The sequence below is a fragment of the Oscillospiraceae bacterium genome (assembly GCA_025757685.1).
Classification (GTDB): Bacteria; Bacillota; Clostridia; order Oscillospirales; family Acutalibacteraceae; genus CAG-217.
Window position 1 is genome coordinate 23,033 of record CP107220.1, and the last position, 23,009, is coordinate 46,041.

Below are 23,009 nucleotides of genomic sequence, written 5' to 3' on the forward strand. Positions count from 1 at the left end.
TGTCACTTGGAAAAATATCTTTATTATAGATTATAACATAAAAAAATAAAATCTTTGTTAAATTTCTTTCTTAACAAGGATTTTATATCGTTCGTGATATAATAAGGCCAAAAATGAAGGGAGTGGTTAAATTGTTCAAAGTAAAAAAAGCAATATCTCAAATCGGTTTCCTTGCTGCCGGAGTGGTTATGCTGTGCTATGGAGCAATGCGTGGTGAGGCAGACACTGTGCTTAGTAAAGCCATAAGATTATGCTTGGAGTGTATTGGAATTGGATAAAAGAAAAAAGAATGTTTCAAAGCTTGTAAGCCGTTTTCGTACTTGTATTCAGGCAGGTGCAACGCTTTTGACAAATATTCATTTACCTAATTTTTTTAAAGGCGGAATATATCAGGGCAATGGCAAGGCTGTGTGCGTACCGGGGCTAAATTGCTACTCTTGTCCTGCTGCGTCGGGTGCGTGTCCAATCGGCTCGTTTCAGGCTGTTGTAGGCTCATCAAAATTTAAGTTTTCCTATTATGTAACAGGATTTTTAATTTTGCTTGGCGTGTTGCTTGGTCGATTTATTTGTGGCTTTTTGTGTCCGTTTGGATGGATTCAAGATTTGCTTCATAAAATACCGTGTAAAAAGCTTTCAACAAAAAAACTAAAGCCTTTAACATATTTAAAATATATCATCTTGCTGTTGACGGTTGTATTACTACCTGTACTTGTGGTTAATGATGTTGGAATGGGCGACCCGTTCTTTTGCAAATATATATGCCCACAGGGTGTGCTTGAGGGTGCAATTCCATTGTCTGCTATTGATGAGGGTATACGCTCGGCTTTAGGAAATAAATTTATTCAAAAGCTTATTATTTTGATTATTGTAGTTGTACTGAGTGTGGTTTTCTATCGACCGTTTTGCAAGTGGATTTGTCCACTCGGTGCTTTTTATGCATTGATGAACAAGGTGTCGTTGCTTGGCATAAAGGTTGATGAGCATAAATGCGTGTCTTGTGGCAAATGCGCAAGAGCGTGTAAAATGGATGTTGATGTAATAAAAACACCAAACAGCACTGAATGTATTCGTTGTGGTAAGTGTATAACTGCTTGTCCTACGGATGCACTAAGCTTTCACTACGGATTTGGTATGCCTGAAAAAAATCTTTGCAACACTGTAAAAGAAAATAACAAAACAGATATGAAAACAAATAACAAAAAAGATATAACAACGGAGGAATAATAATTATGAAAAAATCAAAAATATTAACTATACTTATGGTTTTAGTGCTTATGGTTAGCCTTGTTGCTTGTTCAACAACTAAAAATAACGACAAATCTAAGTCAAATAATACGGCTGATATTTCATCTTTAATGAAAAGTGAACCAAGCGATTTAGAGGGCGCAACTGCACTTTATCAAAAGCTTATGCAAAAAGAAAATGAAATTTTATCAAGTAATTCACAGCTTTGGGAAAAAGTGTTTTTGTCAGCAAATAAGGACTCTTCTAAGATTGAAGACGGAACAAATTACGGCGACTTTTTGCTCAATACTATTGAAAACGGTAAAGATAACTTTACTGCAGATGAGTTGAAAATTCTTAAAGACGGTGCAAATCAAATTAAAGAAATTGAGGGTAAACTCACAATTTTAGAACAAAAATATCCGGGCTGTGGCAGTAAGCCGAGCGAGGGTGAAAGTGTTGACGCTGAAAGTGCAGGTATGGTAAGTAACAATAGCAAACTTACTAAGTTTCCAAGCTTTAAGGGTAAGGACCTTGACGGAAATGATGTTAACAGTGATGACATCTTCTCATCTAACAAAGTAACGGTTATAAATTTTTGGTTTACTACTTGTAATCCTTGTGTAGGTGAACTTGGCGATTTGGAAAAGCTTAATAAAGAACTTGCACAAAAAGGTGGTACCGTTATAGGTATTAACTCATTTACTCTTGGCGGTGACAAGACTGCTATATCTGAGGCTAAGGATGTTTTGACCAAAAAAGGTATTACCTACAAAAATGTTTGGTTTGATTCAAACAGTGAGGCCGGTAAATTTGCTTCAGGTCTTTATTCATATCCAACAACGTATGTAGTTGATAAAAACGGAAATATTGTAGGTCAACCAATTGTTGGTGCAATAACTTCATCATCACAAGCAAAGCAACTTAATAAACTTATTGATCAAGCAATTGAAAACAGTAAAAAATAAAGATTTTAAATATCTGGGTTCGGGGGTGCAGACATATTCTTGGACTGTTTAAACAGATAAACCAAGACGATGTCTGTACTCTACCGGGCTCATAAATCCCAGAGATTGTTTCATACGTTTGGTGTTATACCGGATGATATAATTATTAATTTCATCTATAAAAGTCTGCGCAAAAATTCTTTTTGACAAAAGAGTTGTAAACAAAGTTGATCACTTCTTCCACTTGCCTGCGCCTTATTCTTTAATCGGGAATAAATGGCGCCCGATGACTTGCAGGTAAAAACGATAATGCATTTAAGGCTTCCGCTTTTGCGGGAGCCTTTTTTGTGTGGATTTATTGCTGGTGGTTGTTTTTTGTGGCGAAAAACAGAAAAAATTCTCCAAATCCCTTGACGAAAAAGGGAGAAATGGATAGAATAAAACCGATTAGAAAGTTTTTTAGAGAGAGAAGAGGTATGACTATGGGTCGGCGGATTTTGGCTGTGTTGGCAGCGCTTTTGGCGCTTTTGGCGCTTTTGTGGGCAGCGGTGCCGGCCTATGCAGCTTCGCCGGCGGTGGACAGCGCCTACCTGACCCGGGAGCCTTGGCAGAATGTGCCGGTTACAGAATTCCGGGCGGATGGTGCGATGGGCTATTACCAAATCTATGCCGACACGGACAATCATTGTCTGTATTTTGCGGTGAGTATGCAAGATCAGCAGGTGGAACCGGGGGCGAATACCGCCGCCGTTGCGCTGAATTTGCAGGTGTCCTCTGCCAAATTCTCCACTAGGAAATTTACATTTACAACCGGCGCAGACAAGGCGTTGCAAAGCTACGACGGCATTGCCAGCGGCTGCAATATGCAGGTGGAAATACTGGAAAACAGCGGCGGTTACGGCATCGCAGACGGCAATGCCTACTTTGCCATTGCGCTGGATAAAAGCCTGTGTGGGCCGTTGACGGTGCGGCTGGATTATAACTGCGGCGAGCGGGGCATTTGCCTTTTGGAGCGCGCTGCTTTCGACTACACTTTGCCGGAAAAGGCAACTGCAAGTCGCAATGCGCGCGCCGGGACAAAGCAACCAACCCGGCAAACCACAACGAAAAAGAAAAAAGAGACCACCACCAAATTTACCTACACCGGCACAGTGCCCCACACGGCCAAAAGCGCACGGAAAAGCAGCGCCCAAACAGTAAGTAAGTTTGCGTACACCGGCGGGGCAAACACCGGTGATACGGAGGAAGAACTGCCAGTACAAACCGGCGGCACAGCCGTGCTTACCGACGGTACATACACCGCAGCGGTGGCGCCTACGCACCGCTCTACCGTAGCGAATATTTTAATTTATCTTGCCATTGCCTTAGCCACAGCAGCCGTGATTGCATTGGCTGTAGGGATCATCAAATCCCGCAAAGCCAAGCAAGAGGAAGCCCGGGAAAAACAGAGACAAGAGGAAGAACAGGAAATCGAAGATTACGACGAATAGCAAAGCAGAAAGCCACCGATCATCGGTGGCTTTTTGTTACAAGTCAAACCGCACCTTGGTCTGCGCGGCGGTAGCGGCAGCAGACCAGTGGCGTTGTCGATTTTCCTATAATTGGCAAAGGGCAGTTCGCCGGGGCGGCTGACCATTCGATGGTCGCGGTTGTCCCGGAGCAGCAGTAGGTTGGAGAGGACGATATTTCGCTTAGACGGTTTGTGCCGCAGCGCCGAATAAAGGTACCAACTTCATCCATTTCCTACAAAAAAGAACCCGCTGATGACTGTTCATCAACGGGTTTGTCGGCTTAGGACGATTTTAATCCGGGTCACAGAGAGGACAGGGCGCCGAGAGCAGCGGTGCCGACGAAGGCATAAAACAGCGACATTGCCACTACGGAGATGACCCACACAATAATGTTGGCCCAAATAAAGTTCTTTTTGTTCTTATTGGTGTTGGGGCTGCACAGCCACACGATCCAGCAGATCAAATTCACCACCGGCAGGGCGGAGAGAATGAACATACCCACATACTGGCCAATGCTCATCACCTGGGTGGTGGGATCATAGGCCGGGGGCGCCGGTTGATAGGGTGGCTGATAGGGTTGTTGATAATTGCCCTGAGGGTTCGGGTTTTGCTGATTGTATTGGTCCATTTGGTACTTCCTCTTTTCTTAAAAAATGTGCAGAACTCTGCACCCATAGCATACCATACCTGGCATTAGCTGTCAATTCTTGCCTTTGCCGGGCAAATTTACGGCGCAGATCCCGATGGTAACCAGCGCGCCGGACAGCAGATAGCGCCAGGAGAAAGGCTCCCCCAGCAGCAGGCAGGAGAGTACCACCCCCAGTACCGGAATAAAGGCGTTATAAATGGCAATCTGCCCCACCGGGTGGTAGCGCAGCAGTTGGTTGTAAAACGAAAAACCCACGGCAGACACTGCCACCAGCGCCGCCAGGATCAGCAGTCCCTTGGGGTGTACACCCACCGGGTGGGCGCCCATCAGCAGCCCGGCAGGGATCAGCAGCGCGCCGCCCAGTGCCAGGGAATGGCCGGTAGCCACCAGCGGGTCCATTTTGCGGGTGACCACCCGGGTCAGCAGTCCACCTGCCATGGCGCACACACTGCTGCACAGCAGCATACCGTCGCCGGAGAGGGTGAACTGCCCGGCGGTGCTGCCCAGGTTGATGAGCACAATGCCGGAGAACCCCAACAGGCAGCCGAAAATCGACCGTAGGGTGAGCTTTTCCCGGAACATCACCGCGGCTGCGATAATCAGCAGGAAAGTGCCCAGGCTGTCCAGGATAGACGCCCGGCCGCCGGGGGAATTGGATACGCCCAGATAAAAGAAAAAGTAGTGCAGCGCCGTGTTGACCAGACCAAAGAGCACCAGCTGCCACCGTGTCTTGCCCCGGGGCACCGCAAAGGAGCGGCCGCACAGCTTGGCTACCGCCAGCACCACCAGACCGGCCAGCAAGAACCGCGCTCCGGCGAACAGTGCCTTGCCGCCGGTGTCTGTGCCGGCGATGCCAAAGTCCGCCAAACCCAGCTTGATCAGGGGAAAGGCGCAGGCCCAGCTTAGCGCCGCGCTGCCGGCAAACAGGGGCACCCATTTTCGATTTTCAAACACAGAGGCTCGGCCCATTTTGTTCTCCGTTCTCGGCACACAGCCGCAGATCATCCTTTGTTTTTGCCGGATTATTGTATAATAGCCGCCGCCAAAAGTCAACAAACGCGCACCGTCGCCTGCCGGCAGCGTCAGTTATACTGCCGTTCAAATAATTCTTCATAGGTGGTGCTCAAAATCTGCCGAATGTGGCGGATCTCGTCTGGATAAATATGCCGCTGCCCCACCTCGATCTTGGCCACGGCGCTGCGGGTGATGTCGCACCCGGCCAGCTGTAATTTGGCGGAGAGCAGCTCCTGGGTCATGCCCTTTTCTTCCCGAATATGGCGGATATTCCGCCCCATCTGCTTTTCAAATTCAATATTCATGGTCAACCTCTTGCACCTATTTAAGAACAATTTGCGTTGACTTTATTGTATCTTTGTGCTATTCTAAGATTGCACCTGTATAGGTGCAATTATGCGGAACCAGAAAGAACAACAGAAAGAAGGAAATGCAAATGAAAAGAAAAATCAGTATTCTTTTGGCGCTGATGATGGCCGTCTGTATGGTAGGCGCCGTGCAGATCACCGCCTATGCCGCCACTACGGCCAAGAGCGTGTCGCTGTCTACCACCACTTACACCTACGACGGCAAGGTGAAGAAGCCTAAGGTGACCGCCAAGGACAAGAAGGGCAAAAAGATCGCCGCCAAGTATTACACGGTCAAGTACCCCTCCGGCAGAAAAAATGTGGGCACTTATACGGTTAAGGTCAAATTCAAGGGTAAGTACAAGGGCACTAAGAGCGCCAGCTTTAAGATCGTGCCCAAGGGGACTGCCGTCTCCTCTGTGTCCGCCGGTAAAAAGTCCTTTACCGTTAAGTGGAAGAAGCAGGCCACCCAAACCACCGGCTATCAGGTGCAGTATGCAGAGAACAGAAGCTTCAAATCCGCCGGCAGCAAGACCGTAAGCAAGAATTCCACCACCTCGCTGAAAGTAAACGGCAAACCCATTAAAAAATACTATGTGCGGGTGCGCACCTATAAGAAAGTGGGCAAGACCAACTATTACAGCAGCTGGTCAAAGGCTTCCTCCGTCACCACCAAAACCGGGCTGAGCCTGAACGCCTACAAAATCACCCTCTTTAACGGTGAGGGTTACAAATTAAAGTGCACCGGCACGGATAAAAAGATCACCTGGCAGACCAGCGATCCTACCGTGGCGGTGGTGAACCGCTCCGGCGAGATCAGCGCCAACGGCTCCGGTCAGTGCACCATTACGGCCAAAACCGCAGACGACCGGATCAGCTGCAAAGTAACAGTGCCGGAGTATTACCCGGAGAATTACAATGTACCGGACTTTGGTGCGTACTTTAATGTGCCGCTGGTTGACTACGACAATAAAGGAGATGGCGATACAGTATTCTGTGTTTATTCTTATGATGCGGTGGTCAGTCAAAGCGCCGATTGGTTGAATGATTACTACGATATATTGCAGGATTATGGATATGAATTCTATAGAGAAGACGATAAGCGGGATGAAGATGGCTTGTATTATTACTCGTTTATAAATGAGGACACAAATGATTTGGTTATGCTTGCGGTAGCATTTTACAATAACACACCCGATCATATTATCGTTACTTACATCAATACAACGAATTATTGATTTTGCTGTTCCGAGCCCCTTTGCACAGCCGTGCAAGGGGGCTTTTCCTTTTTGTGCAGTAGCCGTTTTTATTGCATTTTCAGCCGGGGTATGGTAGAGTTATAATAGGTATAAAAAATAGACAGACGGCGCGGGCCGGGAAGGGGAATGGTATGAAAGGTATAATTTTGGCAGGGGGCAGCGGCACCCGGTTGTATCCGCTGACCCAGATCACCTCCAAGCAGCTGCTGCCGGTGTATGATAAGCCTATGATCTACTATCCGCTGACCACGCTGATGTTGGCGGGGGTGCGGGATATTCTCATTATCAGCACGCCCCGGGATCTGCCCCGATTTCAGTCTCTCTTGGGGGACGGCGCCCGGTTCGGTCTGCGGCTCAGCTACAAGGAACAGCCCTCCCCGGATGGGCTGGCCCAGGCCTTTATCCTGGGTGCGGACTTTATTGGTGACGACTGCTGCTGTATGGTGCTGGGGGACAATATCTTTTACGGCGCCGGGCTGAGGCGGCTGCTGCAAAGCGCGGTAGAGAACGCAGAGCAAAATCATCGCGCCACCGTGTTCGGCTATCATGTAGAGGACCCGGGGCGCTTTGGCATTGTGGAGTTCGACCGGGAGAACCGGGTGGTGTCGCTGGAGGAGAAGCCGGCGGTGCCCAAGAGCAATTATGCGGTCACCGGGCTGTATTTCTATGACAATCGGTGCGTGGACTACGCCGAAGGACTGACCCCCTCCGCCCGGGGAGAGCTGGAAATCACCGATCTGAATCGGCTGTACTTACAGGCGGGGGATCTGGATGTAAAACTGCTGGGGCGGGGCTACGCCTGGCTGGATACCGGCACCACGGACAGCCTGTTAGAGGCCGGCAACTTTGTGCGTACGATTCAGCACCAGCAGGGGGTGGAGATCTCCTCCCCGGAGGAAGTGGCCTATATTAACGGCTGGATCACCGCCGATGATTTGGCGGCAGCGGCCAAGACCTATGGCAAATCCGCATACGGCGCCTACTTGCAGGCGGTGGTGCGGGGCGAAATACAATACTGAGGTGCGAGGATGACTGTACTTGTGACCGGCGGTGCCGGGTTTATCGGTGCCAACTTTATATTTTACCAACTGACCCACCACCCGGAGGATCGGGTGGTCTGCCTGGACAAGCTGACCTATGCGGGCAATTTGGAGACCCTGGCGGATGTGATGGAGAACCCCAACTTCCGCTTTGTGCAGGGGGATATTGCCGATGCGCAGGCGGTGGAGCGCCTGTTTTTGCAGGAGAAACCGGATTATGTAGTAAACTTTGCGGCGGAGAGCCATGTGGACCGCTCCATTACCCAGCCGGATCTGTTCTTAAAGACCAATGTGCTGGGCACCGGGGTATTGCTGGACGCCTGCCGCCGTCACGGAGTCACCCGGTATCACCAGGTGTCCACCGATGAGGTGTACGGCGATCTGCCCCTGGATCGGCCGGATCTGTTCTTTACGGAAGAAACGCCCATCCACACCTCCAGCCCCTATTCTGCCTCCAAGGCGGGGGCGGATCTGCTGGTGCTGGCCTACGCCCGCACCTACGGGTTGCCGGTCACGGTAAGCCGGTGCTCCAACAACTACGGCCCCTACCACTTCCCGGAGAAGTTGATTCCCTTAATGATCACCCGGGCGCTGGCAGATCAAAGCCTGCCGGTGTACGGCACCGGCGAGAATGTGCGGGACTGGCTGTATGTGGAGGATCACTGCGCCGCCATTGACCTGATTTTGCGCCGAGGCACGGCGGGAGAAGTGTATAACATCGGCGGGCATAATGAGCGCACCAACTTGCAGGTGGTGCAGGCGGTGCTGGCCGCTTTGGGCAAGCCGGAAAGTCTGATCACTTTCGTCACCGACCGGCCGGGTCACGATCGGCGTTATGCCATTGATCCTACGAAAATTCACCGAGAGCTGGGCTGGCAGCCGGAGACGGATTTTGACACCGGGCTGCGTCGCACGGTAGAGTGGTATCTGACCCACCGGGATTGGTGGAGCCACATTCTCAGCGGCGAATATCAAAATTATTTTCAGGCCATGTACAGAGAGCGGTTAGGCGAATAAATGCGAATTTTAGTAACAGGGGGCAGCGGCCAGCTGGGTACGGATGTGGCACAGGCAGCCGCGGCCAAGGGTTGGCAGGTATGGGCCCCCGATCATACGGAACTGGATATTACCCACCCGGCGCAGGTGGAGTCTGCCATCGGCGACTACCGCCCGGACTGGGTGGTGCACTGCGCGGCCTACACGGCGGTGGATCGGGCAGAGACGGAAGAGAAAATTTGTATGGCTGTTAATGCAGCGGGCACGGAATATGTGGCTCACGCCTGCGCGGCAGCAGGCTGCGGGCTGCTGTACCCGTCTACGGATTATGTGTTTGACGGCAGCGGCACGGTGCCCCATCCGGTGACGGAGCGCCCGGCGCCCCTGAATGTGTACGGTCGCAGCAAGCTGCTGGGCGAGCAGGCGGCGCAGGCGGTGCCCCGCCACGCCATCTTGCGGATCAGCTGGGTGTTTGGCCTGCACGGCAACAATTTTGTAAAGACCATGCTGCGCCTGGCAGAGCGCCGTACCCGCCTGTCGGTAGTGGACGACCAGATCGGCTGCCCCACCTATACGGTGGATTTGGCCCGGCTCATTTGCCAAATGGCAGAGCAAAACGCACAGGGTGTGTTCCACGCCGCCGGCAGCGGTCAACCGGTGAGCTGGTACGACTTTGCCCGGCGGATTTTTGACCTTGCCGGCAAAGAGATAGAATTGGAGCCGATCTCTACCGCAGCGTACCCCACGGCGGCTCGGCGACCGCTGAACAGCCGGCTGGATTGCAGCGCCTTGGCGGCAGCGGGCCTCACCCCCTTGCCGGAGTGGCAAGACGCACTGGCGCGGTATTTACAGGCATTGGAGGAAGAAAAGGTATGATCCAAATGCAGGCACAGCAGAATGTGGGCGGCATTGCCGGGCTGGCAGTGCTCACCCCGACGGTGCACGGCGACGACCGTGGCTATTTTATGGAGACCTACAATCAGCGGGATATGGAGAGCCTGGGCTTTCATTATGATTTTGTCCAGGACAACCAGTCCGGCAGCACCTACGGCGTGCTGCGGGGGCTGCACCGCCAGCTGCGCTATCCCCAGACCAAGCTGGTGCGGGTGGTCAGCGGCACGGTATTTGATGTGGCGGTGGACCTGCGACCGGGCAGTGATACGTATTTGCGGTGGCACGGCGAGGTGCTCTCTGCGGAGAACAAAAAGCAGTTTTTGATCCCTGCCGGGTTTGCCCACGGTTTTTTGGTGCTGTCCCAGCGAGCGGAATTCTGCTACAAGGTAACGGACTTTTTTCACCCGGACGATGAGGGCGGCATTCCCTGGGACGATCCCAAGATCGGCGTGGAATGGCCCATTCCCCCGGGTATGACCTTGCAGCTAAGCGAAAAAGACAAGCATTGGGAGTATTTGAAGTAATGGAATTTACCCACGCATTTTATGACGCTTTGCCCCCGGAGGCCGCGGCCATTCGCCAGGCGGTTTTTGTGGAGGAGCAGGGCTTTCAGGAGGAATTTGACGCCATTGACCGCCACGCCCTGCACCTGCTGCTGTTTGCAGACGGCCGGCCGGTGGGCACTTTGCGTGCCTTTACGGAGGACGGCGGCACCCGCTGGCATATTGGCCGGGTGGCGGTGATCCAGTCCGCCCGCCAGCTGCACTTAGGGCGGCGAATGATGGACTTGGCAGAGGCGGAACTACGCCGCCGGGGCGCTGCGGGCATTGAGGTGTCTGCCCAGTGCCGGGTACAGCCTTTTTACGAAAAGTGCGGTTTTACCTCGGTGGGGGAGGTCTATCTGGACGAGTTTTGCCCCCACATTCGTATGGTTAAGGAACTGTAATAAAAAAAACAACGCCGTCGGGCAATTACCGGCGGCTTTTTTGAGGTGAACGGTATGAAAAAGACACTTGCCCCTACCCCGCCTATGGGGTGGAACAGCTGGGACTGCTACGGCGCCGGCGTAACGGAGAAAGCATTGCGGGAGAACGCCCGCTTTATGGCGGCGCACCTGCTGCCCTATGGGTGGAACACCCTGGTGTGCGACATTCAGTGGTACGAGCCGCAGGCAAAGGGCAACGAGTATAACAATTTTGCCCCGGTTTGTATGGACGACTATGGGCGTTTGTTACCGGCGGAGAACCGCTTTCCCAGCGCAGCCGGGGGCAAGGGCTTTGGCCCCATTGCGGACTATTGCCATTCTCTGGGTCTGCGCTTTGGTATTCATATTATGCGGGGCATTCCCCGCCAGGCGGTGCATCGGGATACGCCGATTTTGGGCACGGATTTTACTGCCCGGGACGCAGCCCATCACTTCTCCGTCTGCGCCTGGAACACGGATATGTACGGTATGCGGGACAATGCCGCAGCCCAAGCGTACTATGACTCCGTTTGTCGGTTGTACGCCGACTGGGGCGTGGATTTTATTAAGTGCGACGATATTTGCGTCACGGAATTTCGCAAGTGGGACGATCCGTATAACGCCCGGCACGAGATTGAAATGCTCCACCGCAGCTTGCAAAATAGCGGGCGGGAGGTAGTCTTATCCCTCTCTCCCGGCCCGGCGGATATTGCTCATTTGCCCCACCTGCGCCGCCACGCCCAAATGTGGCGTATGACCGGCGATTTTTGGGACCGGTGGGACAAGCTGCATGATATGTTTGACCGGTGCAAGACCTGGGAGGGCGTGCCCGGCCCCGGCTGCTGGCCGGATTGCGATATGCTGCCGGTGGGCCGCCTGTGCAAGGACGCTCCCTACCATGGTGCGCAGAATCGTATGAGCAATTTTACTCCGGATGAGGTGCGCACCATGTTCACTTTGTGGGGCATTTTCCGCAGTCCGCTGTTTTTGGGCGGCGATCTGCCGGAGATGCCCGCCGATGTGCTGGCTATGTTGACCAATCAAGATTATCTGCAAATGCACGCTACCTCTTACGGCGCCCGGGAATTGCTGCGGCGAGAGACCAACGGCCGGGGCACCATTCAGTGGGTGGCCTGCGGCCGGGGCTGCAAGTACGCCGCCCTGTTTAATACCAAGGATTGCCCGGCCCGCCAAACCCTGGACCTGACCGCCCTGCACCTGCCGGATACCGCCTGTACCGTAACGGAGATTTGGTCCGGCGAACCGTTGGGTACCTTCAAAAACCGCTTCTCCGCCACCGTCCCCGCCCACGGCGCCCTCCTGCTTCGTGTAACGGCAGAATGATGGTATAAAGTACGATATATATAAAGAACAGGAACGCATAGATCTGCGTTCCTGTTCTTTTATGTTATGCGTTTTGCTGTTAATACTTCTTCAGCTGGTCCTCGTCAAAGTCTGCCAGAAATTCGTCGTAGGTGCCCTTGCGATCCAGCAGGGTATTGCCGCTGACCTCGATGATCCGGTCGGCAACGGTCTGCACAAACTGGTGGTCGTGGGAGGTAAAGAGAATGGTCTCCGGGTAGCGGATCAGGCCGTCGTTCAATGCGGTGATGGACTCCAGGTCCAGGTGGTTGGTGGGTTCGTCCAGCACCAGCACATTGGCGCCGGAGAGCATCATTTTGCACAGCATACACCGTACCCGCTCGCCGCCGGAAAGCACATTGGCTTTCTTTAACGCCTCGTCGCCGCTAAAAAGCATACGACCCAGCCAGGAGCGAATGTCCGTTTCCAGCGTTTGGGTGGTGTACTGGCGCAGCCAGTCGATCAGGGTCAGGTCCACGCCGTCAAAGTAGGCGCTGTTGTCGCTGGGGAAGTAGCTTTGGGTGGTGGTTACGCCCCACTTGTATTCGCCCTCGTCCGGCTCCATCTCGCCCATAATGATCTTAAACAGGGTGGTCTTAGCCATGGCATCTGCGCCCACAAAGGCCACCTTCTCTCTGGGATGGATCACAAAGCTGATGTCGTCCAGCACCTTGCGGTCGCCGATGGTCTTGGTCAGGTGGTCCACTCGCAGCAGGTCGTTGCCGCACTCCCGATCCGGCTTAAAGTCCACAAAGGGGAACCGGCGGGAGGACACGGGCATGTCGATCATCTCCAAAGCGTCCAGCTGCTTTTTACGGCTGGTGGCCTGCTTGCTCTTGGCCGCGTTGGCAGAGAAGCGGGCAATAAAGGCCTGGAGTTCCTTGATCTTCTGCTCGTTCTTCTTGTTCTGATCCCGAGCCTGGCGCTGTCGCATTTGGGTGTACTCGTACCAAAAGTCGTAGTTGCCTACATACATTTGAATTTTGCCAAAGTCCACATCGCAGATATGGGTGCAGACCTTATTTAAGAAGTGACGGTCATGGGACACCACGATTACCGTGTTTTCAAAATCCAGCAGGAAGTTTTCCAGCCAGCGAATGGCGGACAGATCTAGGTGGTTGGTAGGCTCGTCCAGCAGCAAAATGTCCGGATTGCCAAAGAGGGCCTGCGCCAGCAGCACTTTGACCTTTAAGTTGGCAGGCAGTTCCGCCATGGTCATATAGTGGTACTCGTCGGTAACACCCAGCTTGTTGAGCATAAACTCCGCATCGCTCTCTGCGTTCCAGCCGTCCATATCGGCAAATTCCGCTTCCAGTTCCCCGGCGCGCACGCCATCCGCCTCGCTAAAGTCCGGCTTGGCGTACAGGGCGTCCTTTTCTTCCATAATTTCAATAAGACGGGGGTTGCCCATCAGCACGGTGCGCACCACCTGGTACTGGTCGTAGGCAAAGTGGTCCTGTTTGAGCACGCTGAGCCGCTCGCCGGGGGTGATGACCACCTCTCCCTTTTGGGGCTCCAGCTCGCCGTCCAGCACTTTTAAGAAAGTGGACTTGCCTGCGCCGTTGGCACCGATGATGCCGTAGCAGTTGCCCTTGGAGAAGGTCACATTGACCCGCTCAAACAGGGCGCGACCGCCAAACTGCACGGTTACATTATTGGCTTGAATCATAGAGAAATCCTCCGTTACTGGCTTTGTTATCTATTGTATCTGAAAATCCGCAACTATTCTACACCACCCCCGGCCAAAATACAAGGAGAATTTGGCCCGGCGGCGTTTTATTGGCGCTTTTGCACAAAAAGGGGCGCCAGTCGGCCAAAGATCGGGCGATAAAACCCTTGATAGGCGGCAAAATCCAGTGCCTGCCCGCCGGGCGTGAGCACATCCAGTGCCACGCCGCACAGCCGTACCGGCAAGTTGCAGGGGAGAAAGCCGTTTTTGGCATAGAAATCCAGCCGCCGTTGCCGCTGCCTGGCGTTGGGTGCCGTATGATCCGGCGGCTCCACCTCCAGCACCACCTGCCGATTGGGATAACGCTGCTGCAAGGCGGGCAGCGCCCGGGAGCCAAGTCCCATAGAGCGGCAGTCCGGCTCCACGGCAAAGTAGTTGAGCAGGGCGTAGCCGGGGGCAAAGGTGACGATCATTAACCCGGTAAAGGCGCCGCCGGTGCGCAGCACCAAAATCTCCGCTTGCCCCTTTTTTTGCAGGGCGAAGAAGCGGGAGAGGGGCATACGCTCCGCTGCCGGGAACGCGCTGCGATACAGTGCCCGCAGCGCCGGGTATTCTTTTTTGCAGATAGGGGAGAGTTCCATTTCAGTTACCTCCTGTTTTGTACTATTCTAACGAAAACCGGGTGCGCCGTCAAGGCATATTTCGTAGGCGTTGCTGTTGATTTTGTGCCCTTTTGGGCGTATAATAAGAGCACGAACGCAAACCGGCAGTTTTGCCGTTACCGAGAGGGGAATTCTGTATGGATATGAAGATTTCACCGTCTATGCTGGCCTGCGATTTTGCCAACATGGGCGCAGAGGCCAACAAATGCGCCGCCGGGGGCGCTCATCTGCTGCACCTGGATGTAATGGACGGGCATTTTGTGCCCAATATCTCCTTTGGCGCGCCGGTGATCGCCGGGCTGTCCAAGGTGTGCGACCTGCCCTTTGATGTGCACCTGATGATCAGCCAGCCGCTGCGGTATATTGACGATTACGCCGACGCCGGTGCGGATCTGATCACTTTCCACCTGGAGAGCGACGATGACCCGAGCGCAGTGATCGACAAGATCCTTGCCCGGGGCTGCAAGCCTGCGATTGCCATTAAGCCGGGCACGCCGGCAGAGGCGGTGCTGCCCTATGCGGATCGGCTGGCCATGGTGCTGGTGATGACAGTGGAGCCGGGCTTCGGCGGCCAAAGCTTTATGGCAGATATGATGCCAAAGCTCACTTTGCTGCGCAGCCGCTATCCCCACCTGGATCTGCAAGTGGACGGGGGCATTAACCTGGAGACGGTAAAGGCAGCGGCCAAGGCCGGGGCCAATGTGTTTGTGGCAGGGTCTGCGGTGTTTAAGAGTGCGGATCCGGCAGCCACCATTGCCGGTCTGTGCCGTGCGGCGCAGCAGGCTGCGGAATAAGGCAAGATGAAGAAAAAGCAAAAGCGATTTTACAGTAATGACAAGCGGGGTCAAAAATGGACGGAGCCGGAAGTGGGCCGCCCCATTGACTTTGCAGACAAATACATCGAACCGCGCACCCAGGCGGGTCAGGCAGAGCTGGATCGGGAGCGGCGTAAAAAAGGCCCGGCGTTTCAAAAGGCCACGCCCGGTCAGGTGGTGCGCCGGGTACTTTTGGTGCTGCTGGGGCTGGTGCTGCTGTATGCGGGCTATATTTTGATGGATGCCTGGATGGATCTGCACGCCATGCCTGCCGCCCAAACGGACACGGTGGACGGCAATACCATCAGCACTGTGGCGCTGGAGGCCAAGGCAGCCAAGGTGGACAGTCTGTCCCTGGACGGCGCAGTGATGTTGGATGCCATGATGGACGATTTGTCCTCCGGCGGCTATACCGCTGCCTGTTTTGATATTAAGCGGGCGGACGGCACCGTGGGCTACGCCTCTACCCTGGGTACGGTGGCGGCAGCCGGGGCGGTATCTTCCCCTGCCGGGGATTTGCGCTCCTCTTGTCAAAAGCTGGGCAAGAATGACTTGCTGGTGCTGGGGCACATTGTGTGCTATCCGGACAATGTGCAGACCGCTGCCAATCCGGCCTGGGCGGTGAAGAGCGGCAAAACCGCTTACACAGATCCGGCGGGCAACCGCTACCTGAACCCGGACAGCACGGAGGTTTACAACTACATTCGCTCGCTGGTGGAGGAGAGCGTTCGCGCCGGGGTAACGGTGTTTGTGCTGGAGGGTACGGAGCTGCCGCAGGCGGCGGGCACCTTTAACCACAACGGGTTTGCCGATTTGTCCAAGCGACTGACTGCCGACCTGGGGCAGGATGTAAAATTTCTGCAACCGGTGGCGGTAAACATCACCTCTACCGCTACGGCGGACCTGAAAAAAGAAGTGGCTGACAAGTGCACCCAAAACCCGAATGAAAACCAAATTTATGCCATTACCTGCCCGGAGAAAAGCCGTCGGGCAGTGAAGCAGCTGCTGGATGACCGTGGCTGCACCTGTTACCTGATCACGGAGTGACCTTATGAAGCGAAAGTTCTTATACCTGCTGCTGACCCTGTGTCTGCTGGGTCAGTGCCTGCCTGCCTTTGCGGCGCAGGCCCCGGTGCTGGAGCGCATTGCCTTTTCCGGCGCCACCATTGTGGGGCAGTTTAAGAGCGATGTGTACCAGTACCAGTTGGTGCTGGACAACGCGGCGGTGTCGCCAAAGCTGAAAAGCTACAAGGTGCAGGGGGAGGGCAACCTGTTCGTGACCTATGATACGGACAGCACCAACCATCAAACGGCGGTGGTGGTCACCCTCAGCTATGACACCGGCTCCGCCAAATATACCTTTACTTACAAGAACGCCGCAGCTTATGTTAAGAACAGCGAGAACCACCTGGACTCGATAACCTGCACCCTGGGTGAGCTGGTGCCGGAGATGAATGAGGACGATACCACTTACAAGCTGTATATTCCCTGCGACCTGACCTCGCTGATGATTACCCCGGTGACCAAGGATATTAACGCCTACTGCGCACCGGTGGAGATGACGCTGGCGCCGGAGCAGGAGATCGACCTGACCCTGCCGGTGACCGCCTCGGACGGCCAGGTGCGCACCTATACCATTAAGGTGCGCCGGGTGGACAAGACCGTGGAACAGGTGCGTGCCGAGATGGCACAGGAGGACTACACCTCCTTTGTGGAGGGCACCCGCTTTTACCAGCAGCCCGCCTTCCGGATGGCGGTGACTGCCGGCGTGGGCGGTCTGGCAGTGTTGATCGTTCTTTTGGCATTCCATGCCCGCAAGACTGCCCGGGTCACAGACGAGGACGAGCCGTCCTTTTATAGATCGGAGCAATAATCCGCTTATATCCTCCGGGATGTAAAGAATAAAAATAAGTGCAGAAAGGAGCGCGCCTATGGAATTAGAAGAACTGAAAGCAGAAATTGAGGATCTTCATACCAAACGGCAGTTCTCTGCCATTAAAACCATTTTAAACCAGTTGAACCCGGCAGATATTGCCCAGCTTTTAGAGGAGTTCAGCAACGAAGAACGGCTGTTGTTCTTTCGCCTACTGGGCAAGGAAGAAGCGGCAGATACCTTTGTAGAGCTGGAGCCGGACAACCAGGAGGCACTGATTCACGCTTTCTCCGATAACGAGTTGCGAGAGGTGCTGGACGAGCTGTACCTGGACGATACGGTGGATATGATTGAGGAAATGCCCGCTACCGTTGTGAAGCGCATTTTGCGCAACACGGATGTGGAAACCCGCGCTTCCATCAACACCCTGCTGCGCTACCCGGAGGACAGCGCCGGTTCTATCATGACTCCGGAGTTTGTGGACTTAAAGCGGGATATGACCGTGGAGGACGCTTTTAAGCGCATTCGCCGCACCGGTGTGGACAAAGAGACCATTTATACCTGCTATGTAACGGACGCCTCCCGCCATTTGCTGGGCGTGACCACCGTGAAGGAACTGCTGCTCCACGATCAGGACGACCGGATCGAGGCGTTTATGGAGACCAATGTGATCTATGTGAATACCCTTAGCGACCAGGAGGAGGCGGCTGCCCAGCTGAGCAAATACGACTTTCTGGCGTTGCCGGTGGTGGACCTGGAAGAGCGACTGGTGGGTATCATCACCGTAGACGATGCTATGGATGTTATCCAGGAGGAGAACACCGAGGATATTCAAAAGATGAACGCCATCGTGCCCACGGAGCGGACTTATCTGAAGACCGGCGTGCTGGCGACTTGGAAGTCCCGGATCCCTTGGTTGCTGCTTTTGATGGTCAGCGCCACCTTTACCGGCTCCATTATCACCAGCTTTGAGGACAAGCTGGCCAGTATGATTATTTTGACCTCCTTTATCCCTATGCTGATGGACACCGGCGGCAATTCCGGTGGTCAGGCCAGCGTTACCGTAATTCGCGCCCTGTCTCTTAACGAGATTGATATGCGGGATATTTTCAAGGTGATATGGAAAGAGCTGCGGGTGGGTCTGCTTTGCGGCACCAGCCTGGCGGTCATTAACTTTGTTAAGGTACTGTTGGTGGATCGACTGATGCTGGGTATGACCGGCGTGACCTTGAAGGTGGATCTGGTGATCAGCCTGACCCTGATTGTTGAGGTCACTTTGGCCAAGATGATCGGCTGTTCTCTGCCCATTATCGCCAAACGATTGAAACTGGATCCGGCGGTGATGTCGTCCCCCTTTGTAACCACCATTGTGGACGCTATTTCCCTGTTGATCTACTTTGGCTTTGCCACCGCCGTGCTGCATATTTAACAGCGTAAATGGGTATAAAATAACCCCCGGGCACACAAGTTGCCGCTTGTGTGCCCGGGGGTTATTGTGTTTTTGGGGTGCTTATTTATCCGCCCGCGGGCGGCAAATTGCCGCCCCTACGGGTTCCTTTTGGTACAATTGTAGGGTGCGTTATACTTTCATCACGCCCCGAAAATCAGACCCATGGCCTTGTGCCACTCCGCGGGGAGCAGGCAATAATCTGCACCGGTAATGTCCGTATGCCGGTCTATCCATACCAGTTCGTCGATCTCCTCCGCCTGGTAGCGCAGAGTGGTCAGGGGAGCAGCGGGATGCAGCAGATACACCCGGCAGTGCTCGTTACTGACAAAGCGGCCGTGACCAAAGTCTGCATCCACCTCTAACTTTTGGGTAAACAGGTAGCGCAGGTCATCGGCACCGGCGGATAGGTTCAGCTCCTCTTGCAGTTCTCGCCGGGCGGCGGTCAGGTAGTCCTCGCCGGCGTCCACATGGCCGGTGCAGGCCAGATCCAGCTTGCCGGGAAAAGACTCTTTGTCCCACTTTCGTCGTTGAAGCAGTACCCGGTCACCCTGTATCACAAAGATATGCACGCTGGGGTGCCAGTCCCCGTCCCGGTGGACGGCGTTTCGCTCTTTGGTGATCCCCAGGGGTTCCCCGGTGGGGGACAGCAGGTCAAAATACTCGGCCATATCAGTTTTGTTTCCTTACAATGCCGTACTCGCCTACATCGGGACGGAAGTATTTGCACCCGGCGGAGGTGTCACTCTCCAGCATGCGGGCGTACTCGTCCTCGTCCAGCATCAGGTCGCAGAAGCCCTCTTCGGCGTCCTCGCCCTCGCCGTCGCACACAAAGTACCAGCAGTTCTCACACAGTCTGTCCATATCAGTTCAGGGGCGACTGGTCCGGGCCGCCAACGGTCACGGTGTCTTTGTTCAGCCGCATAATGGGGATCATCAGCCCGGGCACGCCGCAGTGGCCGGCCATTTGGCTGACGATCTGGCGCAGGAAGGGATAGATCTGGTCAAAAGACTGGGTGTGAATGTCCGCCTTGTCATCCCCTTCGTCGTAGGTGAACTCCGCCACCATGTCAATCTGCACCTCAAAGGGGTTCATATTCCCGTCGGTAATGCGAAAGGACAGGATCCCCACGCACTTGTGCACATCGTCCATATAGTTTACATTGTATTTTACCTGGTTTTGCAGCTGCAATTCGGTGCCGTTTGCTACGGTATTTTCCATGTGCAGCTTGTTCACCTTGTAGCCTTGTATTTGTACCATACTTTTACTCCTTTATTTTACCAGCCGCACATGGCGCAGCTTTAGGTCGTCCTCTGCCGGGTCGGCGGCATGGCCGGTTAGGCGTATCAGCTCCAGATTGTCCACATAGGCGGCGTCTACCGCACAGCTGTAATCCGGGCACAGGTTGCCCCAGTCGGTCTTGGTTTTTTCAATGGTAATGTCTTTGGCGTGGCGTAGGAAGAAGGCGGCGTTTTGGTACTTTTCCACCCCGTAGTCTAAGCAGGGGCGCAAGTCATACAGCCCGCAGGGCCACTTGCTGGTTTTGGTCAGGGTAATGCGGCAGTTCTCAAAGCGCACATCTTCAATGGGGTTCTCCGCTGTGCCGTGAAGGAGCACGCCGTTCTCGCCCTTGGCGGTAATGTTAAAGAAGCGAATGTTCTTTACCTTACCGCAGCGGGTATTCTGGTCCCGGTCAAAGGCGGTGATGGTGATGGGCTCTGCCGTGCCCCACCAGTCCGGGCAAAAGCGCCGGGTCTCTATGATAATATTGGAATAGCTTACATTCTCTACCGAGCCGCCGTCCCGAATTTGAATGGACAGCCCCCGGTTGCTGCGGGAGATCACGCAGTTTTGTACCAGCACATTGCGAAAATCGCCCACTCCTTCGGTGCCGATCTTAATGGCAGCGGAGGTGGATACCAGGGTGCAGCCGTCAATGATGATATTTTCGCAGGGGCCGTACTCGGCGTTGCCCTTGCTGGCCTTAAGGCAAATGCAGTCGTCGGCGCACTCCACATGGCAGCCCAAAATGCGCACATTGGAGCAGTGGTCCGGGTCAATGCCGTCGCTGTTGGCCACATCCAGATCATTGAGAATGCGAATACGGTCAATAAGCACATCGTCGCACCCGGCCGGGTGCAGGGTCCAGAACGGTGCGTCCACAATGGTAATGTCCTTAAAGGTGATATGGTTGGACTTCTCCACATAGATCACCGTAGGGCGGGGGTAGAAGTCGCCGGTCACATAGTATTGGTCCTTGCGCTGCACAAAGGCGTGGCCGTTGGCGTCAATGGTGCCCTCCCCGCTGATGGTGCAGCCGTCTGCCTCATAGCCGTAGAGAAAGACAAAGCTGGGCTTGCCGGTGACCGGGTTGCCGATCAACGCCGTTTTGGGGTCGTTGATGAGTTTGTTGGGGCGGATATAGCCGTCAATATTGCCGGTGGCTTTCAGCCGAGCGCCTTTTTGAATATGCAGGTCCACCTTGGATCGCAGGCGAATGGAGTCGCTGTAAAACACATAGCCGCTTTGCAGCACCACCCGGCCGCCGCCGTTTTTGGCGCAGTCGTCAATGGCGTGCTGAATGGCAAAGGCGTCGTTGGTGGCGCCGTCGCCGACGGCACCGTACTGGAGAACATTGTATTCCTTCAACTTTTTTGCTCCTTATAACAGAATATCTATTTTATCTAATATAGCATATTTTATACGCCATTTCAACTCATTGACAAAAGACGGTAAGTATGGTATAGTTACAACGCAAACTGCCGTCACATTCCTCAGTCCAACGGAATGGAGGACGGTTCTTTTTATGCCTGTCGGCAAGTGAGATAAATGAGGTGCAAAAACAGATGAAGTATGATGTAGTCATCGTCGGCGCCGGCCCTGCCGGGATCTTTACCGCCATTGAGATGCTGCGCCACGGCAGCAAAAAGAAGATCTTGATTATTGAGAAAGGTAAGGCCATTGAGAACCGTGCCTGCCCCAAGACCAAAACCAAGAAGTGCATGAACTGCCAGCCCTACTGCCACATTACCACCGGCTTTTCCGGCGCAGGTGCCTTCTCGGACGGCAAGCTGTCCCTGAGCTATGAGGTAGGCGGCGATTTGCCCTCCCTGATCGGTGCGGACCTGGCGCAGGATACCATTGATTATACGGACAAGATCTACCTGGAGTTCGGTGCAGATACCCACATCGAGGGCCTGGAGAATACGGACGAGGTGAAGGCCATTCGCAAGCGGGCCATTCAGGCCGGGCTGAAGCTGGTGGATTGCCCCATTCGCCACCTGGGCACGGAAAAGGCAAGAGAGATCTACTACGCCATGGAGCAGTATTTGCTGGAGAATGGGGTAGAGATCATCTTTGGCGTGGAGTGCAACAATATTATCCTCTCCGGCACCAAGTGCGAGGGTGTGATCCTGACGGAAAACGGCACCCAGCGGGAGATCCGGGCGGATCATACCATTGTGGCCACCGGCCGTCGCGGCGCCGAGTGGCTGGAGAAGATCTGTGCCGAGCACAACATTGCCCACCAGCCGGGCACCGTAGACATCGGTGTGCGCGTGGAGTGCCGCAATGAGGTGATGGAAAAGGTCAACGAGGCCCTGTACGAAAGCAAGCTCATTGGCTATCCAAAGCCCTTTAAGAACAAGGTGCGCACCTTCTGCCAGAACCCGGGCGGCTTTGTGGCTCAGGAGAATTACGACAACGACCTGGCGGTGGTCAACGGCCATTCCTATAAGGAATTGAAGTCGGACAATACCAACTTGGCGATCCTGTGCTCCCACAATTTCAGCTATCCCTTTAACCAGCCCATTGCCTATGCGCAAAAGGTGGGCGAGCTGACCAATATGCTGGCAGCGGGTCACATTTTGGTGCAGCGCTTTGGTGATATTCTGGACGGCAAGCGTACCTGGGAAAAGGAGTTGGCCCAGTCCAATGTGCGCCCCACTTTGCCGGACGCTGTGGCCGGCGACATTACCGCCGCCATGCCTTACCGGGCCATGACCAATATTATTAACTTTATCCAGGCTATGGACCATGTGGTGCCGGGCTTTGCCTCTTATGAAACGCTGCTGTATTCCCCGGAGTTGAAGTTCTATTCCAACCGGATTAAGATGGACACGGACTTTAACACCAGCGTAGAGGGCCTGCACTGCCTGGGCGACTCCAGCGGCTGGACCCGCGGGTTAATGATGGCCTCTGTGATGGGCGTCATTATGGGCCGCAAACTGCTGTAAACGAAAAGAATTCCCTGCAAAAATCAAACCTTTTTGCAGGGTTTCGTTGCTTTTCTTTATGGAATTTAGTATAATACATTTGTATGGCCCCTGTAGGGGC

General features: G+C 54.0%; 26 protein-coding genes. 16 read left to right on the top strand and 10 right to left on the bottom strand.

Annotation, left to right across the window (positions count from 1 at the left end):
• Positions 1 to 113: 113 nt before the first annotated feature.
• Genes OGM59_00080 through OGM59_00090 form a run of 3 tightly spaced genes read left to right on the top strand, consistent with a single transcriptional unit; the run spans position 114 to position 2,192 of the window.
• A complete protein-coding gene (locus OGM59_00080) occupies positions 114 to 278 on the top strand; it encodes a CD1871A family CXXC motif-containing protein (GenBank protein ID UYI90907.1) in 165 nt (54 codons plus the stop codon).
• Positions 271 to 1,224: a 4Fe-4S binding protein gene (locus tag OGM59_00085; GenBank protein ID UYI90908.1), complete on the top strand. Its 954-nt coding sequence runs from the start codon at positions 271 to 273 to the stop codon at positions 1,222 to 1,224. The genes OGM59_00080 and OGM59_00085 overlap by 8 nt, the downstream gene beginning before the upstream one ends.
• Positions 1,225 to 1,229: 5 nt before the next feature.
• Positions 1,230 to 2,192 (top strand): TlpA family protein disulfide reductase, encoded by a 963-nt coding sequence (locus tag OGM59_00090; GenBank protein UYI90909.1) that lies wholly within the window; start codon positions 1,230 to 1,232, stop codon positions 2,190 to 2,192.
• 48 nt (positions 2,193 to 2,240) lie between these two features.
• Here OGM59_00090 and OGM59_00095 read toward each other — a convergent pair whose 3' ends face one another.
• Complete coding sequence (locus OGM59_00095) at positions 2,241 to 2,381, bottom strand: IS3 family transposase (GenBank protein UYI91776.1); 141 nt, start codon at positions 2,379 to 2,381, stop codon at positions 2,241 to 2,243.
• A 272-nt stretch (positions 2,382 to 2,653) separates the two neighbouring features.
• On the opposite strand from OGM59_00095, the gene OGM59_00100 reads away from it, so the two are divergent.
• Positions 2,654 to 3,661 carry a hypothetical protein gene (locus OGM59_00100; GenBank protein ID UYI91779.1) on the top strand — a complete coding sequence of 336 codons (1,008 nt, stop codon included), beginning with the start codon at positions 2,654 to 2,656 and terminating at the stop codon, positions 3,659 to 3,661.
• A gap of 322 nt (positions 3,662 to 3,983) precedes the next feature.
• Here the strand turns inward: OGM59_00100 and OGM59_00105 are convergent, their stop codons facing one another.
• From OGM59_00105 to OGM59_00115, 3 genes are all read right to left on the bottom strand, one after another.
• Positions 3,984 to 4,310 (bottom strand): hypothetical protein, encoded by a 327-nt coding sequence (locus tag OGM59_00105; GenBank protein ID UYI90910.1) that lies wholly within the window; start codon positions 4,308 to 4,310, stop codon positions 3,984 to 3,986.
• Between the two features lie 72 nt (positions 4,311 to 4,382).
• The gene (locus OGM59_00110) at positions 4,383 to 5,300 is read right to left on the bottom strand and encodes a DMT family transporter (protein UYI90911.1); all 918 of its coding nucleotides are present in this window, start codon (positions 5,298 to 5,300) and stop codon (positions 4,383 to 4,385) included.
• A 113-nt stretch (positions 5,301 to 5,413) separates the two neighbouring features.
• Positions 5,414 to 5,650: a helix-turn-helix domain-containing protein gene (locus tag OGM59_00115; GenBank protein ID UYI90912.1), complete on the bottom strand. Its 237-nt coding sequence runs from the start codon at positions 5,648 to 5,650 to the stop codon at positions 5,414 to 5,416.
• Positions 5,651 to 5,781: 131 nt separating this feature from the next.
• On the opposite strand from OGM59_00115, the gene OGM59_00120 reads away from it, so the two are divergent.
• From OGM59_00120 to OGM59_00150, 7 genes are all read left to right on the top strand, one after another.
• Positions 5,782 to 6,930, top strand: coding sequence for an Ig-like domain-containing protein (locus tag OGM59_00120; GenBank protein UYI90913.1), 1,149 nt, complete (start codon positions 5,782 to 5,784; stop codon positions 6,928 to 6,930).
• A 152-nt stretch (positions 6,931 to 7,082) separates the two neighbouring features.
• A complete protein-coding gene (gene rfbA / locus OGM59_00125; protein ID UYI90914.1) occupies positions 7,083 to 7,970 on the top strand; it encodes a glucose-1-phosphate thymidylyltransferase RfbA in 888 nt (295 codons plus the stop codon).
• 9 nt (positions 7,971 to 7,979) lie between these two features.
• Complete coding sequence (gene rfbB / locus OGM59_00130; protein UYI90915.1) at positions 7,980 to 9,008, top strand: dTDP-glucose 4,6-dehydratase; 1,029 nt, start codon at positions 7,980 to 7,982, stop codon at positions 9,006 to 9,008.
• Positions 9,009 to 9,863: a dTDP-4-dehydrorhamnose reductase gene (gene rfbD, locus OGM59_00135; protein ID UYI90916.1), complete on the top strand. Its 855-nt coding sequence runs from the start codon at positions 9,009 to 9,011 to the stop codon at positions 9,861 to 9,863.
• Positions 9,860 to 10,405 carry a dTDP-4-dehydrorhamnose 3,5-epimerase gene (gene rfbC, locus OGM59_00140; GenBank protein ID UYI90917.1) on the top strand — a complete coding sequence of 182 codons (546 nt, stop codon included), beginning with the start codon at positions 9,860 to 9,862 and terminating at the stop codon, positions 10,403 to 10,405. Before rfbD ends, rfbC begins: the two co-directional genes overlap by 4 nt.
• Complete coding sequence (locus tag OGM59_00145; protein UYI90918.1) at positions 10,405 to 10,827, top strand: GNAT family N-acetyltransferase; 423 nt, start codon at positions 10,405 to 10,407, stop codon at positions 10,825 to 10,827. The genes rfbC and OGM59_00145 overlap by 1 nt, the downstream gene beginning before the upstream one ends.
• Positions 10,828 to 10,881: 54 nt before the next feature.
• Positions 10,882 to 12,189, top strand: a complete 1,308-nt coding sequence (locus OGM59_00150; GenBank protein UYI90919.1) for a glycoside hydrolase family 27 protein — start codon at positions 10,882 to 10,884, stop codon at positions 12,187 to 12,189.
• A 79-nt stretch (positions 12,190 to 12,268) separates the two neighbouring features.
• On the opposite strand, the gene OGM59_00155 is transcribed toward OGM59_00150, so the two are convergent.
• A complete protein-coding gene (locus OGM59_00155) occupies positions 12,269 to 13,876 on the bottom strand; it encodes an ATP-binding cassette domain-containing protein (protein ID UYI90920.1) in 1,608 nt (535 codons plus the stop codon).
• Positions 13,877 to 13,983: 107 nt separating this feature from the next.
• Positions 13,984 to 14,517, bottom strand: coding sequence for a GNAT family N-acetyltransferase (locus tag OGM59_00160; GenBank protein UYI90921.1), 534 nt, complete (start codon positions 14,515 to 14,517; stop codon positions 13,984 to 13,986).
• Between the two features lie 164 nt (positions 14,518 to 14,681).
• On the opposite strand from OGM59_00160, the gene rpe reads away from it, so the two are divergent.
• From rpe to mgtE, 4 genes are read left to right on the top strand one after another with little or no spacing between them, the layout of a single operon-like run.
• Positions 14,682 to 15,332 carry a ribulose-phosphate 3-epimerase gene (gene rpe / locus OGM59_00165; protein ID UYI91777.1) on the top strand — a complete coding sequence of 217 codons (651 nt, stop codon included), beginning with the start codon at positions 14,682 to 14,684 and terminating at the stop codon, positions 15,330 to 15,332.
• A 6-nt stretch (positions 15,333 to 15,338) separates the two neighbouring features.
• Positions 15,339 to 16,400 carry a putative glycoside hydrolase gene (locus OGM59_00170; protein UYI90922.1) on the top strand — a complete coding sequence of 354 codons (1,062 nt, stop codon included), beginning with the start codon at positions 15,339 to 15,341 and terminating at the stop codon, positions 16,398 to 16,400.
• 4 nt (positions 16,401 to 16,404) lie between these two features.
• Complete coding sequence (locus OGM59_00175; protein UYI90923.1) at positions 16,405 to 17,226, top strand: cadherin-like beta sandwich domain-containing protein; 822 nt, start codon at positions 16,405 to 16,407, stop codon at positions 17,224 to 17,226.
• A gap of 58 nt (positions 17,227 to 17,284) precedes the next feature.
• The gene (gene mgtE, locus OGM59_00180; GenBank protein UYI90924.1) at positions 17,285 to 18,655 is read left to right on the top strand and encodes a magnesium transporter; all 1,371 of its coding nucleotides are present in this window, start codon (positions 17,285 to 17,287) and stop codon (positions 18,653 to 18,655) included.
• 161 nt (positions 18,656 to 18,816) lie between these two features.
• Here mgtE and OGM59_00185 read toward each other — a convergent pair whose 3' ends face one another.
• The 4 genes from OGM59_00185 to OGM59_00200 are packed head-to-tail and all read right to left on the bottom strand — an operon-like array spanning position 18,817 to position 21,323.
• Positions 18,817 to 19,344: an NUDIX domain-containing protein gene (locus tag OGM59_00185; protein UYI90925.1), complete on the bottom strand. Its 528-nt coding sequence runs from the start codon at positions 19,342 to 19,344 to the stop codon at positions 18,817 to 18,819.
• 1 nt (position 19,345) lies between these two features.
• Complete coding sequence (locus OGM59_00190) at positions 19,346 to 19,537, bottom strand: DUF6472 family protein (protein ID UYI90926.1); 192 nt, start codon at positions 19,535 to 19,537, stop codon at positions 19,346 to 19,348.
• Position 19,538: 1 nt separating this feature from the next.
• The gene (locus OGM59_00195; protein UYI90927.1) at positions 19,539 to 19,934 is read right to left on the bottom strand and encodes a hypothetical protein; all 396 of its coding nucleotides are present in this window, start codon (positions 19,932 to 19,934) and stop codon (positions 19,539 to 19,541) included.
• Between the two features lie 12 nt (positions 19,935 to 19,946).
• On the bottom strand, positions 19,947 to 21,323 hold the full coding sequence (locus OGM59_00200) for a glycosyl hydrolase family 28 protein (GenBank protein ID UYI90928.1): 1,377 nt from the start codon (positions 21,321 to 21,323) through the stop codon (positions 19,947 to 19,949).
• Between the two features lie 197 nt (positions 21,324 to 21,520).
• On the opposite strand from OGM59_00200, the gene OGM59_00205 reads away from it, so the two are divergent.
• Positions 21,521 to 22,909 carry an FAD-dependent oxidoreductase gene (locus tag OGM59_00205; protein ID UYI90929.1) on the top strand — a complete coding sequence of 463 codons (1,389 nt, stop codon included), beginning with the start codon at positions 21,521 to 21,523 and terminating at the stop codon, positions 22,907 to 22,909.
• Positions 22,910 to 23,009: the final 100 nt, after the last annotated feature.

What these genes read in the sequence shown, in the direction of transcription:
- rfbC (UYI90917.1), top strand. Translation starts at nt 9,860, where the DNA reads ATGATCCAAATGCAGGCACAGCAGAATGTGGGCGGCATTGCCGGGCTG.
- rpe (UYI91777.1), top strand. Translation starts at nt 14,682, where the DNA reads ATGAAGATTTCACCGTCTATGCTGGCCTGCGATTTTGCCAACATGGGC.
- OGM59_00190 (UYI90926.1), bottom strand. Translation starts at nt 19,537, where the DNA reads ATGGACAGACTGTGTGAGAACTGCTGGTACTTTGTGTGCGACGGCGAG.
- rfbD (UYI90916.1), top strand. Translation starts at nt 9,009, where the DNA reads ATGCGAATTTTAGTAACAGGGGGCAGCGGCCAGCTGGGTACGGATGTG.
- OGM59_00100 (UYI91779.1), top strand. Translation starts at nt 2,654, where the DNA reads ATGGGTCGGCGGATTTTGGCTGTGTTGGCAGCGCTTTTGGCGCTTTTG.
- OGM59_00145 (UYI90918.1), top strand. Translation starts at nt 10,405, where the DNA reads ATGGAATTTACCCACGCATTTTATGACGCTTTGCCCCCGGAGGCCGCG.
- rfbB (UYI90915.1), top strand. Translation starts at nt 7,980, where the DNA reads ATGACTGTACTTGTGACCGGCGGTGCCGGGTTTATCGGTGCCAACTTT.
- OGM59_00175 (UYI90923.1), top strand. Translation starts at nt 16,405, where the DNA reads ATGAAGCGAAAGTTCTTATACCTGCTGCTGACCCTGTGTCTGCTGGGT.
- OGM59_00110 (UYI90911.1), bottom strand. Translation starts at nt 5,300, where the DNA reads ATGGGCCGAGCCTCTGTGTTTGAAAATCGAAAATGGGTGCCCCTGTTT.
- OGM59_00150 (UYI90919.1), top strand. Translation starts at nt 10,882, where the DNA reads ATGAAAAAGACACTTGCCCCTACCCCGCCTATGGGGTGGAACAGCTGG.
- OGM59_00170 (UYI90922.1), top strand. Translation starts at nt 15,339, where the DNA reads ATGAAGAAAAAGCAAAAGCGATTTTACAGTAATGACAAGCGGGGTCAA.
- OGM59_00160 (UYI90921.1), bottom strand. Translation starts at nt 14,517, where the DNA reads ATGGAACTCTCCCCTATCTGCAAAAAAGAATACCCGGCGCTGCGGGCA.
- OGM59_00205 (UYI90929.1), top strand. Translation starts at nt 21,521, where the DNA reads ATGAAGTATGATGTAGTCATCGTCGGCGCCGGCCCTGCCGGGATCTTT.
- OGM59_00115 (UYI90912.1), bottom strand. Translation starts at nt 5,650, where the DNA reads ATGAATATTGAATTTGAAAAGCAGATGGGGCGGAATATCCGCCATATT.
- OGM59_00120 (UYI90913.1), top strand. Translation starts at nt 5,782, where the DNA reads ATGAAAAGAAAAATCAGTATTCTTTTGGCGCTGATGATGGCCGTCTGT.
- OGM59_00090 (UYI90909.1), top strand. Translation starts at nt 1,230, where the DNA reads ATGAAAAAATCAAAAATATTAACTATACTTATGGTTTTAGTGCTTATG.
- OGM59_00185 (UYI90925.1), bottom strand. Translation starts at nt 19,344, where the DNA reads ATGGCCGAGTATTTTGACCTGCTGTCCCCCACCGGGGAACCCCTGGGG.
- OGM59_00155 (UYI90920.1), bottom strand. Translation starts at nt 13,876, where the DNA reads ATGATTCAAGCCAATAATGTAACCGTGCAGTTTGGCGGTCGCGCCCTG.
- OGM59_00080 (UYI90907.1), top strand. Translation starts at nt 114, where the DNA reads ATGAAGGGAGTGGTTAAATTGTTCAAAGTAAAAAAAGCAATATCTCAA.
- rfbA (UYI90914.1), top strand. Translation starts at nt 7,083, where the DNA reads ATGAAAGGTATAATTTTGGCAGGGGGCAGCGGCACCCGGTTGTATCCG.
- OGM59_00195 (UYI90927.1), bottom strand. Translation starts at nt 19,934, where the DNA reads ATGGTACAAATACAAGGCTACAAGGTGAACAAGCTGCACATGGAAAAT.
- OGM59_00105 (UYI90910.1), bottom strand. Translation starts at nt 4,310, where the DNA reads ATGGACCAATACAATCAGCAAAACCCGAACCCTCAGGGCAATTATCAA.
- mgtE (UYI90924.1), top strand. Translation starts at nt 17,285, where the DNA reads ATGGAATTAGAAGAACTGAAAGCAGAAATTGAGGATCTTCATACCAAA.